Origin of the sequence: Paraburkholderia sp. 35.1 (assembly GCF_050436525.1) — a bacterium.
Classification (GTDB): Bacteria; Pseudomonadota; Gammaproteobacteria; order Burkholderiales; family Burkholderiaceae; genus Paraburkholderia; species Paraburkholderia tuberum.
In genome coordinates, this window is sequence record NZ_JBNDMJ010000002.1 from 2,894,515 (window position 1) to 2,908,293 (window position 13,779).

At 62.7% G+C, this 13,779-nt stretch carries 13 protein-coding genes; all 13 read right to left on the reverse strand.

The window, feature by feature from the left end:
- Window positions 1-6: 6 nt before the first annotated feature.
- Window positions 7-1,149 carry an acyl-CoA dehydrogenase family protein gene (locus tag OKW27_RS19150; RefSeq protein WP_429334437.1) on the reverse strand — a complete coding sequence of 381 codons (1,143 nt, stop codon included), beginning with the start codon at window positions 1,147-1,149 and terminating at the stop codon, window positions 7-9.
- 2 nt (window positions 1,150-1,151) lie between these two features.
- Window positions 1,152-2,354, reverse strand: coding sequence for an acyl-CoA dehydrogenase family protein (locus tag OKW27_RS19155; protein ID WP_429334438.1), 1,203 nt, complete (start codon window positions 2,352-2,354; stop codon window positions 1,152-1,154).
- A 77-nt stretch (window positions 2,355-2,431) separates the two neighbouring features.
- The gene (locus tag OKW27_RS19160) at window positions 2,432-3,211 is read right to left on the reverse strand and encodes an enoyl-CoA hydratase/isomerase family protein (RefSeq protein WP_429334439.1); all 780 of its coding nucleotides are present in this window, start codon (window positions 3,209-3,211) and stop codon (window positions 2,432-2,434) included.
- A 48-nt stretch (window positions 3,212-3,259) separates the two neighbouring features.
- Complete coding sequence (locus tag OKW27_RS19165; protein WP_429334440.1) at window positions 3,260-4,153, reverse strand: crotonase/enoyl-CoA hydratase family protein; 894 nt, start codon at window positions 4,151-4,153, stop codon at window positions 3,260-3,262.
- A gap of 32 nt (window positions 4,154-4,185) precedes the next feature.
- Window positions 4,186-5,718, reverse strand: a complete 1,533-nt coding sequence (locus tag OKW27_RS19170) for a class I adenylate-forming enzyme family protein (RefSeq protein ID WP_429334441.1) — start codon at window positions 5,716-5,718, stop codon at window positions 4,186-4,188.
- Between the two features lie 33 nt (window positions 5,719-5,751).
- On the reverse strand, window positions 5,752-6,567 hold the full coding sequence (locus tag OKW27_RS19175) for a 2-oxo acid dehydrogenase subunit E2 (protein ID WP_429334442.1): 816 nt from the start codon (window positions 6,565-6,567) through the stop codon (window positions 5,752-5,754).
- A gap of 51 nt (window positions 6,568-6,618) precedes the next feature.
- A complete protein-coding gene (locus OKW27_RS19180) occupies window positions 6,619-6,849 on the reverse strand; it encodes a biotin/lipoyl-containing protein (protein WP_018425497.1) in 231 nt (76 codons plus the stop codon).
- A gap of 43 nt (window positions 6,850-6,892) precedes the next feature.
- The gene (locus OKW27_RS19185) at window positions 6,893-7,885 is read right to left on the reverse strand and encodes an alpha-ketoacid dehydrogenase subunit beta (RefSeq protein WP_429334443.1); all 993 of its coding nucleotides are present in this window, start codon (window positions 7,883-7,885) and stop codon (window positions 6,893-6,895) included.
- Window positions 7,882-8,868: a thiamine pyrophosphate-dependent dehydrogenase E1 component subunit alpha gene (locus tag OKW27_RS19190; RefSeq protein ID WP_090808816.1), complete on the reverse strand. Its 987-nt coding sequence runs from the start codon at window positions 8,866-8,868 to the stop codon at window positions 7,882-7,884. Before OKW27_RS19190 ends, OKW27_RS19185 begins: the two co-directional genes overlap by 4 nt.
- A gap of 16 nt (window positions 8,869-8,884) precedes the next feature.
- Complete coding sequence (locus tag OKW27_RS19195) at window positions 8,885-10,594, reverse strand: FAD-binding protein (RefSeq protein ID WP_429334444.1); 1,710 nt, start codon at window positions 10,592-10,594, stop codon at window positions 8,885-8,887.
- The gene (locus OKW27_RS19200; RefSeq protein ID WP_429334445.1) at window positions 10,594-11,952 is read right to left on the reverse strand and encodes an aromatic ring-hydroxylating oxygenase subunit alpha; all 1,359 of its coding nucleotides are present in this window, start codon (window positions 11,950-11,952) and stop codon (window positions 10,594-10,596) included. Before OKW27_RS19200 ends, OKW27_RS19195 begins: the two co-directional genes overlap by 1 nt.
- A 140-nt stretch (window positions 11,953-12,092) precedes the next feature.
- Entirely contained in the window at window positions 12,093-13,025 is a 933-nt protein-coding gene (locus OKW27_RS19205; protein WP_187611697.1) for an electron transfer flavoprotein subunit alpha/FixB family protein, read from the reverse strand.
- Between the two features lie 2 nt (window positions 13,026-13,027).
- Complete coding sequence (locus tag OKW27_RS19210) at window positions 13,028-13,777, reverse strand: electron transfer flavoprotein subunit beta/FixA family protein (RefSeq protein WP_429334446.1); 750 nt, start codon at window positions 13,775-13,777, stop codon at window positions 13,028-13,030.
- Window positions 13,778-13,779: the final 2 nt, after the last annotated feature.

Below are 13,779 nucleotides of genomic sequence, written 5' to 3' on the forward strand. Positions count from 1 at the left end.
CCTGTCTCAGGTCGTTATCGGTGTCCGGCCGCCTGCCGCAACGCGGTCGAGATGAAAGTCGATATCGCCGAACATCTTCTCCATCATCGTCATCTTGCGGAAGTAGTGCCCTACCGGATATTCCTCGGTGAGCCCCATGCCACCGTGCAACTGGATGCCCTGCGCGCAAACGAAGCGATTGGCGCGCGCGGTAACGGCTTTGGCCGCCGAGATGACGCGGCTGCGTTCGGCCGCCGGGCCGTTCAGGTGCGCGATCCCGCAGTACAGCATCGAGCGCGCTTCCTGCGTGGCGACGAACATCTCAGCCATGCGATGCTGCAACGCCTGGAACTTGCCGATCGGCTGGCCGAACTGCGAGCGTCCCTTGATGTACTCCGAGGTGATCGCCATCACGGCTTCCATCATGCCAAGGCTCTCGGCCACGCTCGCGAGACTGGCGAGTTCCGTTGCCTGCGTGAGCACCTGCAGCGAGCGTTCAGGTCCGACGATCAATGCATCTTCACTGAGCTCGACGTTATGCAGGTCGATATCCGCGGCACGCGATCCATCGAGCAAGCGGTACGACCGGCACGTTACGCCCGCGCCCCGGCGATCGACAAGAAAAATGCCCACGCCTTGCGACGCGCCTTCGACTCGCGCGGTCACGAGCAGTTGGTCCGCCGACGCGCCGGCGATCACCAGCGTCTTCGCGCCGCTGATCAGGTAACCCGAGGCGCTCTTGAGCGCGTGCGTTTGCGCGTGGCACCCCAGCTTGTATCGGCTGCCCGCTTCGCTGTCCGCGAGCGACAGCAGCAGCGTGCCGTCGATGACGGCGGGCAGCAGCGTCTCACGCCGGCGCCGCGCATCGCCTCGTTCGATGATCGTGGCGCAAAGCAGCGCCGTCTGCACGACCGGCTCGAGCGCCATACCGCGGCCGAGCGCCTCCATCACGATCGCCGTTTCAACGAACGAGCACCCGAGACCGCCGACGTCTTCCGGCATCGTCAGCCCCAGCCAGCCAAGTTCGGCATAGGCGCGCCAATGTTCGCGGCTGAAACCCTCTTGCCCCGATGCGATGCGCGTGCGCGCCTCGAATCCATACTCCTGCTGAACGTAGCGCTCTGCGCCGTCCTTCAGCATCAATTGTTCTTCGGAGAAGTTGAAGTCCATGGCTACAGTCCAAATGCCAGCTTGGCAATGATGTTCTTCTGCACTTCGCGCGCGCCGCCATAGATCGTGGAGGCGCGTGCGATCAGATAGCCCGACGTGCGGCCGCCCATGTAGTCCGGCCAATTTTCGTCGACCGCCAGATCACCCTGCGGCTCGCCGTGGTCGTCGAAACGCATCGCGCGGGGACCGAGTGCGTCCATTTGCAGCTGCGTCACGCGCTGTTGCATCTCCGACCCGCTGATCTTCAGCGCAGAGACGACCGCATCGAGATTGCGCTCGCTCTTCTCTTCCGCAAGGATGCGGAGCACCGACCATTCGAGCGCCATCAGGTCCGCTTCGACCTCCGCGACCTTGCGCGCGAACCCGGGTGTATCGATGAGCCGCACGCCGTCCTTCCGCTCCTGCTCCGCGATATCTTTCGCGCGCTGCAGCTCGCGTTTGTTGAAGTACAGGAACGCGCTCGCCGTGCGCTCCTTCTCGAGGAGGTACTTCGCATAGGTCCATCCCATGCCGGCCTCGCCCACGAGATGCGACTTCGGCACACGCACGTTTTCGAGGAACACTTCATTCAGGCCCTTGCCGCCCTCGATCGAAACGATCGGACGCACCGTGATGCCCGGTGTGTCCATGTTGACCAGCAGGAAGGAAATGCCTCGTTGCGGCTTGACGCTCGTATCGGTCTTGACGAGGAAGAAGCCCCAGTCGGCAATCGTTGCGTCGCTGGTCCAGATCTTCTGGCCGTTGATCACGTACTCGTCACCGTCGAGCACGGCCGTGGTCTTCAGTCCAGCCAGATCCGAGCCCGCGTTCGGCTCCGAAAAGCCCTGGCACCAGAACTCGTCGCCACGCAGAATAGGCCCGAGAAAACGCTCCCTCTGCCAGTCCGAGCCGAACGCGATGATGACGGGCGCCACCATCTGCGTCGACTGCCACCCATAGTCCATGGCATCGGCGTTGTACAGCTCTTCCATGAAGATATGCTTGCGAAGCCCGCTCCAGCCGGTGCCGCCATGTTCGACGGGCCAATGGGGCGCACCCCAGCCGCGCTCGTACAGAATGCGCTGCCATCTGCGGATGTCATCGCGCGCAGGCGGATGCACGCCGACACGCCAGCGGCGTGAAATGTCGGCCGGCGCATGCTCACGGAAAAACGTTCTGACTTCCCGACGAAATGATTCGTCTTCCTCGCTATAGCCCAAATGCATGCCTGACTCCTGAATCTCTTGCGCCCTCGTTGTCTGCTCTGTCGCGCCACTGCGCCGCGCTTGTGCGGGTGCTCCGCCTAGCGGCCTCTGAAAGCCGGGGCGCGTTTTTCTCTCGCGGCGAGCCGGCCCTCCGCGGCGTCCTCGGAGTTCACCGCGAGCGCCACCGCGTTCAGTTCCTGCGCAAGAAACTCTTCCATGCCACCGGGGTTCAACCTGAACAACTGCTTGGTCAGCCCGAGCGAGAAAGTCGGGCCAGCCGCCAGCTCGCCAGCCAGCTTTTCGGCGGCCGCGTCAAGCTCGCCGTCCTCGACGAGATGGCTGGCAAGACCCATATCGAGTGCTTCCTTGCCGCTCAGCCGGCGATTCAGATACATGATTTCCTTGGCGCGAAACTCGCCGCAATGACGCGCAAGCAGATGCACCATGCCGCCTTCAGGTAAGGTGGCGCGCATCAGGAAGGCGGGAATGAACTGCGCCGTATCGGAAACGATGAGCTGGTCCGCGCACAGCGCAAAGCTCCATGCAATTCCCACCGCAACCCCGCGTACCGCCGCGACCATTGGCTTGTTCAGGTTGTACAACCGAAGCGCGATCTTCTGATACACCGCCATCGATGCGCGCGCGTGCGCCACACTCATCTGCGGTGGCGCGGCGCCGCTGCCCTTGATGTCGGCACCGGCGCAAAATGCGCGGCCTGCGCCAGTGAGAATCACCGCGCGAATCTCCGGATCCTTGTCGATGCGATCGAGGTGGCCGAGAATCAGATCAAGCATTTCCGGCGTCAGCGCGTTGAGCTTCTCGGGGCGGTTCAGACACAGCGTCGCAACCGCGCCGTTCAAAGTGAGTTCAACATCCATGATGTTCGGCTCTTCGTCTGAGTTTGGTTCGTCCGTTCGACGGTCTGGTCAACTGCCGCGAGCATGCAGGCGGATCATCCCGTCGCCGAACGGCTCGTCGCGGCGCTTGAGCGCTTCCTTCAGGCCAACCGCTTCCATGTCCGCCTTGAACTGCGAGCGGCGCGGCCCCAGGCTCTGGTGAGCCCGTGAGTCGTTTTCCACCGCGAGCCGCTGAAGCGTGCGCGAACCGGCCAGCTCCAGCCCGATGTTGACAATGCGCTTGTTGGCCGCAAGCAGATCGGCATCGACAAACGACAGACGGCGTGCCAACTCGCCCACCTCCGCTTCGAGCTGCTCTGCCGGCACCGCATCCATGACGAGCCCGATCTTCGCGGCGTCGCGGCCCGTCAGCGAGTCGCCAGACAGCAGCAGGCGCTTCGCCCACTGCGGGCCGACGTGATAGAACCACATGTGCGCAGGTGGCGAGCCGTTCGCGCGCGTGGCGGGAAAGCCGATCCTTGCGTTGTCGGCGGCGATCACCATGTCGCACGCCAGCGCGAGATCCGTGCCGCCCGCAAGACAGTTGCCATGCACCTGCGCGATGATCGGCTTGTGGATATCGGCCATCAGATTGACCGTCTCCGATTGCCGCTCCATCGACCAGCAGTCGTCGTCGAAGCTGCGAATCGTTCCACGATAGTCACCCGGATCAGCGGCGTCCGCGGCCCGATCCGAATACGTCGTCACCAGATCGTAGCCTGCGCAGAAGTCGCGGCCAGCTCCCGACAGCACGATCACGTTCACCGATTTGAGGTCGTCGGCTTCGAGCAACGCGGCCTTGAGTTCCTGCAGAAGCGGATTGTTGATGGCGTTGCGCTTGTCCGGACGACTCAGCGTGATGCGCGCAACGCGTTGCGCCACTTCAAACTTCACGCACTCCGATGTTTTCAGCCATTTGGCCATGGTCGATTCCCTCCAATTGAGGCGATTGCCGTTCACCGGGCAAACTGCGCGCGCAGACTGACCTTGCTGATCTTGCCCGTCGGCAGCCTCGGCAATTCGTCGACGAATGCAATGGCTTTCGGACATTTGTAGCTCGCGATCAAGCCGCGACAGAACTCGATCAATTCGGCTTCGCCCGCTTGCTCGCCACGGCGCAACACGACGATCGCCTTGACGCACTCTCCCCACTTCTCGTGCGGCACGCCGATCACCGCCACGTCGATGACTGCCGGATGCTGGAGCAGCGCATCTTCGACTTCACGGCTGTAGATGTTCTCGCCGCCGGAAATGATCATGTCCTTCTTGCGGTCGACGAGGAAAATGTAGCCCTCCTCGTCCTGGTAGCCCATGTCGCCCGAGCGATACCAGCCATCGCGCAGTGCTTCCACCGTCGCCACGCTGTTGTTCCAGTAGCCACTCAACTGCGTCTGCGAGCGCAGCCAGACCTCGCCGGTCTGGCCTTGCGGCAGATCGTTGCCTTGATCGTCGACGATGCGCAGGTCGATGCCGGGGCACGGGCGCCCCACCGATGCGAGACGCCGTACCTGTTCCGGAGACCCTTTGGGCTTGACCTCGTGCGCAGGCAACCAGCAGGCGTTGCTCTCGGTCATGCCGTACTGGACCGAAAACACCGGGCCGAGCACCTGAATGCCGCGCGACAGCAGCGGTGCAGGCACCGGCGCTGCCGCCGTGACGATGTTTTCGATGCTGGACACGTCATAGCTCGACAGTTCGGGCACATCGAGGACCGCCTGAAGCATCGCGGCAACCATGAACGTGAAGGTGATGCGTTCTTCGGCGATCGTCTCGAGCATTTGCTTCGGCTCGAAGACGCGATGCACGACCGTCGTGCCGCCCATCCAGGCCACCGAATTAACGAAGCCAATTCCACCGACGTGGAACGCCGGGGTCGTCTGTAGCACGCGGGTATTGCCCGAAAACTCCGTCACCAGCGCGCAGCTTTCTGCGGTGACGCACATGGCATGGTGCGTGCGCACGACGCCCTTGGGACGCCCCGTGGTGCCGCTCGTGTACATCAGGTACGCGTAGTCTTCCGGTTTCGAACGGATCGGCGGCCCTTCCACTGGGCCGGCTTTCATCACCGCCTCGAACGAAACGGCCCAATCCGGTGCGTCGCCAATGCAGATGTACTGCTCGATTTCGGGCAGTTGCGAACGCAGTCCGTTCACGACATCGGCATACTGAGCCTCGAATACGAGCGCCTTAGGGGCCGCGTCCTTAAGAATATAAAGAATCTCCGCGGGGGCCAGCCTGAAATTGACGGTTGCCAGAATGAAGCCGGCCCATTCGCATGCACGGTAGCTCTCGTAGTACTCCGCGCAATTCATCGCGAGGATCGCAACCCGGTCCTGACGCCGCAGGCCGCGCTCATATAGCGCTCCCGAAAAGCGGCGTGCACGCTCCGCCAACTGACTGTGCGTCAGACGCCGGTCGGCGTACACGAGCGCCGTGTGGTCGGCATGCAAGCGAGCGTTTCGCTCGATCATCTCGCCAAGGGTTCTCATCTCAATCCCGTCGTTGTTTTGTCAGATCGACTGTTAGCCAGCGAGCGTCTGCGGATCGGCCAACACGGTTCCAATGAATGCGGCGAACCGCGCCGCGTCGGCTCCGTTGATCACTCGATGGTCGTAGCTGAGCGACAGGGGCAGCATCTTGCGCCAGCTGACGCCGCCGTCGTCCGCCGGCGCGGCTACCAGCCGGGTTTTAGTCACGCCGAGAATCGCCACCTCCGGCGCATTGACGATAGGCGTAAAACCAGTACCGCCAAAGCCGCCGAGCGAACTGATCGAAAAGCACCCGCCCGACATCTCTGCCATCGATAAACCCTTTTCGCGAGCCTTCTGCGAAATTGCCGCAAGTTCCACCGAGAGTTCTTCGACGCTCTTCCTGTCGCAATCGCGCAGCACCGGCACCAGCAATCCGAAGCGCGTGTCCACGGCGACCCCGATGTGGAAGTACTTCTTCAAAACGATGTTTTTGCCGTCACCGTCGAGCGACGCGTTGAATTGCGGGAACTCCTGCAAAGCCCGCACCACGGCTTTGATAAGGAAGACGAGCGGCGTCAGCTTAACCACCGTGCCCGCCTCGTTACGGGCCTTGCGATAAGTTTCGAGCGACGTAATATCAGCGTCGTCGTGGTGGGTCACATGCGGGATCGTCAGCCAGTTGCGCGACAGGAAGGCTCCTGTGAGCTTCTGGATGCGCGACACCGGCTTGACTTCCACCTCGCCGAATTCGGCGAAATCGACCTGCGGCCAAGGCGGCAGATTCGCGCCGAAAGCGGGGACTGCAGCCTCGTCGGGGCCGGTATTCACATCGGACTGCGGTCGCGTAGCAACGGATTCGACACTCATCGCGGATGCCTCTTCGAACGACTGTTGGACAGCGTGACGGCCTGCGGCCAATCAGACGATTTCCGCCAGCACCGTGCCGACGGGATACACTTCGCCAACCTGGGCAACGATGCGCAGCGTGCCCGACGCGGGCGACTCGACCTCCTGAATCGATTTGTCGCTTTCGAGCGCGTAGAGAATCTGCCCTTCGCTCACGGTTGCGCCGTCGTCCGCCAGCCATTCGGCTAGCGTGCCTTCGTTCATGGAAAAGCCCAGTTTGGGAAGCAGCACTTGTGTGGTCATGACCTTGCTCTATTGATGATGGAATTCCGGGCGTTCGTGCCTGTCATTTCAGCGTCGCGCGAACCGCCGATTCGATTTCGGCCACGCCCGGTACGAACGCGTCTTCGAGCGGCTTCGAGAACGGCACGGGGCAGAATTGCGCGCCTACGCGCTGCACGGGCGCCTTGAGCTCGCGAAAGAGGGCTTCGTAGATACGGGATGCGATTTCCGCACCCACGCCGAACGGTTTGACGGCTTCGTGCACGACAACGGCGCGCCCGGTTTTTGCAACCGAAGTCAGGATAGTTCCGGTATCCAACGGAGAGACGGTGCGCAAATCGATCACTTCGCAGGCGACACCATCTTTGGCCAGCACTTCGGCAGCAGCCATGGCTTCCTGCACGCGGCGGCTGTAGCTGATCACCGTCACGTCGGTACCCGCGCAAATCACGTTGGCTTTGCCAAGCGGAATCGCCACGCCGCGCTCCGGCGCACTGCCCGGATTCCAGTAGGTCGGCATGTTCTCGATGAAAAGGCAAGGGTCGTCATCACGGATGCAGGACAGCATCAGGCCATACGCATCGGCAGGATTCGACGGTGTGACGACCTTGATGCCGGCAACGTGCGCAAACCAGGCCTCGAGGTAGTCGGCGTGCTGACCACCCGTGCCGAAGCCCGCACCCGTCATGGTGCGGATGACGATCGGCACATGGGTCTGTCCGCCCGACATGAACCGCAGCTTCGCGGCGTGATTCACGATCATGTCCATCGCGACGGTCGTGAAGTTCATCAGCATGATTTCCGCCACAGGACGCATCCCGACCATCGAAGCGCCGATTGCCGCACCGATGATGGCCTGCTCCGAAATCGGCGTCGAACGCACCCGCGACGTGCCGTATTTCGACGACAGTCCCTTCGTTACGCCGACAATGCCGCCCTCCTGGCCGTCGGCAACGTCTTCACCCAGCACGATTACGTTGGCGTCGGCGGCCATCGCGTCGTCGAGCGCGAAGTTGACCGCCTGGATGGTGTTGATGTTGGTTGGCTGCTGGCTCATGCAAGTACCTCGTCCTTGAAGATGTCGCGCCGAAGCTCCGCGACATCGGGATATTCGCTCGACAGCGTGAATTCGACCGCAGCGTCGATCTGCGCCTCGTGGTCGGCTTCCATCGCAACCAGTTGCTCCTCGGTCGCATGCTTCGCATCGATGAGCCACTGACGGAACAGCGGCACCGGATCCTTCGCGAGCCAGGCGGCCTTTTCGTGCTTGTCCATATAGGCGTCGGGGTCGCCGAACACGTGCCCCTGAAAGCGGAACGTGTTCGCTTCGATCAGCGTCGGGCCGCCGCCGTTGCGCGCGCGTTCGACCGCTTCGTGCGCCGCCTTGTGCATCTGAATCGGATCGTTGCCGTTCACCGTGATGCCCGGCATCTGGTACGCGACGGCGCGCTGGGCGATGTTCGGCACGGACGTGCCATACGCGTATTTGGTGTGCTCGGCATAGCCGTTGTTCTGGCAGACGAAAATCACCGGCAACTTCCACACGGACGCCATATTCAGCGACTCGTGGAAGGCGCCAATGTTTGATGCGCCGTCACCGAAGTAGGCCACGGCCACGCGCGACTCACCGCGAATCTGCGCGGCGAGCGCAAGCCCATTTGCGATCGGCATCGAACTGCCGACAATGCCGGTCGTCACCATGACGCCCGACGCGGGATGCGTGACGTGCATCGGGCCGCCCTTGCCTTTGCACGTGCCCGTCACTCGCCCTCCGAGCTCGGCCCAGAGTTCCTTGAGCGGCACACCTTTGGCGATCATGTCGTGGACGCCGCGGTAGATCGTGCAGATGTAGTCGTCGTCGGTGAGACACACCGACATCGCCGACGGAATCACTTCCTGGCCGCGCGGCGAGTAGTACGGCATCACCAGCTTGCCGGCCTTGATAACGGCGCGAAAGCGCTCATCGTTCTGCTTGATGAGAGCCATGCGCCTGTAGATGTCGACCAGGACTTCGCTGCTGGGCGGCTGATAGGCATTCATTCGTCACTCTCCTGTGTCACCAGATCTTTTGCGCGCCGCTCGCATGCAGCGCCGCGATGTAACCGAACACGAACGATGCGCCGATGCTGCTGCCGGCGCCCGGATAACACCGGCCAACCACGGATGCCGTGCAGTTGCCGGTGGCGTACAGTCCAGGGATTTGCGAACCATCGTCCTTCAGCACGCGCCCGTATTCGTCGGTCACGAGACCGCCTGCCGTGCCCACATCGCCTGGATACATGCGCACGGCGTAGAACGGCCCCTCCTCGATCGGCCCGAGATTGGGGTTCGGTTTGATGGTCGGGTCTCCATGACAGCGATCGAATGCGCGCGAGCCGCGACCGTAATCTTCGTCGACGCCCGTTTCGCAGAAGCCGTTGAAGCGCTTGACGGTCTCGAGCAGCCCAGCACGGTCGATACTGCATTTCGCGGCCAGTTCTTCGAGCGTGTCAGCCTTGATCATGTATCCGCTGTCGAGCCACTTCTGCGGAATCTGGCCCGGCATCGCCGTGCCCCACGGGTAGTACTTACGCTGCCGGCTGTCCATCACGACCCATGCGGGAACGGCCTTACCCGTCTGCTTGTGGCGCTGGTACATGCGTTGACCGATTTCCATGTACGCTCCCGCTTCGTCGCAAAAGCGCTCGCCGTCCTGATCGACCATGATCGAAAACGGCAGCGACAGGTCGAGGTGATGCATGAACGGCAGCGGCGAGCCATCCGGTGCGCGTGCACCTTCGGGCAATTCCTCGTTGGGACCGAGCGACGTCACGACCCACCACGCTTCCTCCATGCAGTCCACTGCGCCGCCGAGCGCAATCGCGGCTTGCAGGATTTCACCGGTATCGCCCGGATTCGCATTGGTCCAGTCCGCGGACGACGGCTGCGGCTGGTACCTGCGGCGCATTTCCGCGTTGTGTGAAAAGCCGCCGGTATTCAGCAGGACGCCTTCGCGAGCGCGCACGCGCAACTCGCGGCCGCTGCGTACCGCGACGATGCCGGTCACGCGTCCGTCCTCGACGATGAACTCGCGCACCGGCGTGTCCGTCCAGATCGGCACGTTCGCGCGCAGCGCCATCTGCAGCATGCGCCCCTGAATCGCCGCGCCGTTGGCCACGAGCTCCTTGCCGGTGATCTTCTGATAGAGCATCCGGCCACCCAGTTGCATCGCCTTGCGCTTGCCGCCCCACGTCCGCTTCATCAGAAACAGTTGCGGATACTCGTCCGAGTTGGCCGGCATCGACGGGCCCTTGTAGCGCGACAGACGCGGCGCCCATTCGCCCAGTTCCTTCACGTCGAACAACCTGGCCAGCAGCGACCGGCCACGCGGCTCGCCGCCGGGCAGCGTGTCGTAGTAATCGGACCAGCCGTCCGCGTACACGAACTGCATCCCCTGCTGCTCGAGAAACTCGGCCATCTTCGGGCCGGTGCGCAAGTAAGCCTCGCGTCGCGCGTCAGAAGTCCCCGGCCCTTGATAAGTAACCGCCGCATCGAAGTACTGGCGCGCGCGTTCATAGGAATCGCTGACGCCGTGACGCTTCATCACATGATTGTTCGGAAGCCACCAGACCCCGCCCGAATATCCGGTCGAGCCGCCGACCTTCGCCTGCTTCTCGATGATCAGTGCTTCTTTGCCGACCGACTTGCAGGCAAGCGCGGCACACATCGAACCCCCACCGCTGCCGACCACCACGAAGTCGTAGGTTGCGTCCCAGTTCGTCGACATCACTCATCCCGCGCGATGAATTCGCGCAGCGCGCGATGGAAGTTCGAAACCGACGATTCCTGCAGCGGATTGGTGCGCAAACCCTTGAAGCCGCGCGACTTCATGCCCTGCTGAACGTTGGTCATGTTCTGGAAGTCCTGCCACAGGATCAGGCCGAAGTTCTCCTGCGCGTTCTCCTTCCAGTCGTCCGCGCCGTAATAGAACTCGCGCTTCAACGGCGGCTCCGCCCCAGGCGCGACGCGCTGCAGCGACCAGATGTCGTAGATGCACGAATCCGGGTTGTCGCCATCCGGCCGCGCGCGATAGAACAACGCGCCGTCCGGGTACGGCAGGAACACCAGATTCGGAAACACGTGCCAGTCCGCTCCCGCGCGACCCAGTTGCTCGAAAGAGATCTCGGGCCAGCCCGCACCCTCGGCGATGGCCGCCTCGCGCTGAAATTCCATCGCCTTCCCAAGGACTTCGAACTGGTTACCCGACGGCGACATTTCGGTCATCAGGCGCTTCGCGGCTTCGTAATCGCGCGCGGTATTGATCGCCTTCAGAGTCTCTTCCATTGCCCGGAAAAAGTTCACGAGCCCCTGGCGGACGTCTTCCGGCATCGGCTTGCCGGTCCGCGGTGAGGGCGCGCCGATCATCCGCGTCGCCGTCGAATAACCAAACATCCCATGGCGGCCATAGGAGAAACTGCGCGTCACGTCATCGCCGGCGACGTCGAGCAGTTGCGGATGGGTTGCCGCTACGTGATAACCCTCGTTGAACGCTTCGAGTGCAACCTTCCAGTTGCACGGCAGACGAATCGACTTGTACCAGCGGTAGCGCATCTTTTCGAACTCGAAGCAGTTCGTGATCTCCGGCACCGGGTGGAGAAATTTCGCGAGCGGCTCTGCAGCCGGATCCATATTGATGAACACGAACCCGCCCCACGTATCGACCAGCACGTCCGTGAGACGAAGGTCCCCGTCAGCCATGTCCGGGCAACCTTCCCAATCTTGCCTGTCGAGCACACGCGCAAGACTGCCATCCAGATTCCACTGCCAGCCGTGATAGGCGCAGTGAAATTTCGCGGCCTTGCCACAGCCATTAGTCAGGCGCCGGCCACGGTGCTGGCAGACGTTGAAGAAGGCCTTGATCTGATCTCCCGCGGTTCGCACCACGATGATCGATTCGCCGGCCACGTCGAAGGTCACGAAGTCGCCCACGTTGGGAATCTCTTCCAGACGGCAGGCGACCTGCCAGATTCGCGGCCAGAGGCGCTCTTTCTCGCGCTCGAGAAACTGCTTCGACAGGTAACTGTCCTTCGGGACAAAATCGAGGCGGACAGTGTGCTCACACGAATCGGGACTGGTGTTACCCATTGTTATCTCCTTCGTCATATGGCCGGCGTAGGCACCGGTTCCCGCTTTTTATGTGGCGGCCGCGCGGTCGACGGCCTTATTGCAACTAGCTGTTCAATTATCTTGAACAGCGTTCTGGTCGGTGTCAATCCGGGCGAACGTCAATCGAGCGCCGCGGTCAGTGCCGGGACAGCGTCGAAAAGGTCGGCGCTCAGACCGTAGTCGGCCACCTGAAAGATCGGCGCCTCGCTGTCCTTGTTGATCGCGACGATGACTTTCGAGTCCTTCATACCGGCGAGGTGCTGAATCGCGCCTGAGATACCCACCGCGATATACAACTGAGGCGCGACGATCTTGCCGGTCTGGCCGACCTGATAGTCGTTCGGCACGAAGCCGGCGTCGACCGCGGCGCGCGACGCGCCGACCGCGGCGCCAAGCTTGTCCGCGAGCGCGTCGAGCAGTTTGAAGTTGTCGCCGTTCTGCATGCCTCGGCCGCCCGACACCACGATGTTGGCTGCCGCAAGCTCCGGCCGGCTCGATTTCGTCAGTTCCTGGCCGACGAAACGGGCCTTGTCGAAAGCCGCTGCGGATGCGACGGCGCGCGACGGCGCGGCGGCCGAACCGGTCGCGGCCGCATCGAAGGCGGTCGGACGAATCGTGACGACCTTGATTGCGTCGGACGATTGGACCGTGGCGAGTGCATTGCCGGCGTAGATCGGACGCACGAACACATCGGGGGCCTTGAAAGCGATCACGTCGGAAATCTGCGCGCTGTCGAGCAGCGCGGCTACCCGCGGCATGAAGTTCTTGCCCACGGCCGTGGAGGCCGCGATCACGTGCGTATAACCGCTAGCCAGCGAAACGACGAGTGCGGCCAGATTTTCCGGCAGCCCATGCGCGTATTCGGGTGCATCCGCGACGAGCACTTCGGCGACGCCGGCAACGTTCGCGGCCTGCTCTACCACCGCCGACGCGCCGTGGCCTGCGACCAGTACATGAATGTCGCCGCCCGCAGCGCCCGCCGCCGTGATGGCGTTGAGCGTGGCGCGCTTGAGGCTTGCGTTGTCGTGTTCGGCGATAACGAGAATAGTCATGATCAGATCACCTTCGCTTCGTTACGAAGCTTTTCAATCAGCGCTGCAACATCGGGAACCATCACGCCGCCCTTACGCGCCGGCGGCTCGGTCACTTCGAGAACCTTCAGACGAGGCGCAACGTCGACCCCCAGCGCGTCGGGGCTCAGCGTCTCCAGCGGCTTCTTCTTCGCTTTCATGATGTTGGGCAGCGTCACGTAGCGCGGACTGTTCAGACGCAAGTCCGTCGTGACCACCGCCGGCAGATCGAGCGCGACACGTTCGAGTCCGCCATCGATCTCACGCGTGACGAGTAGTTGTTGACCGTCCACTTCCGTCTTGAACGCGAACGTGGCTTGCGGCCAGCCGAGCAACGCGGCGAGCTTCTGGCCGGTTTGTCCCGAGTCGTTGTCGATGGCCTGCTTGCCGAGCAGCACCAGTTGCGGAGTCTCCCGCGCGGCCACGGCGGCCAGCAGCTTGGCGACCGCGAGCGGCTGCAGATCCGCATCGCTTTCCACCAGCACCGCGCGATCAGCCCCCATCGCGAGCGCCGTACGCAGTACCTCCTGCGATTGCGCGGTTCCCGCCGACACCACGACGACTTCACTCGCCGCGCCCGCTTCCTTGAGGCGCACCGCCTCCTCCACCGCGATCTCATCGAACGGGTTCATGGCCATTTTCACGTTGGCCAGATCGACGCCAGAACCATCGGACTTCACCCGAGGTTTCACGTTGTAGTCGATCACGCGCTTCACCGCGACCAGTATTTTCAATT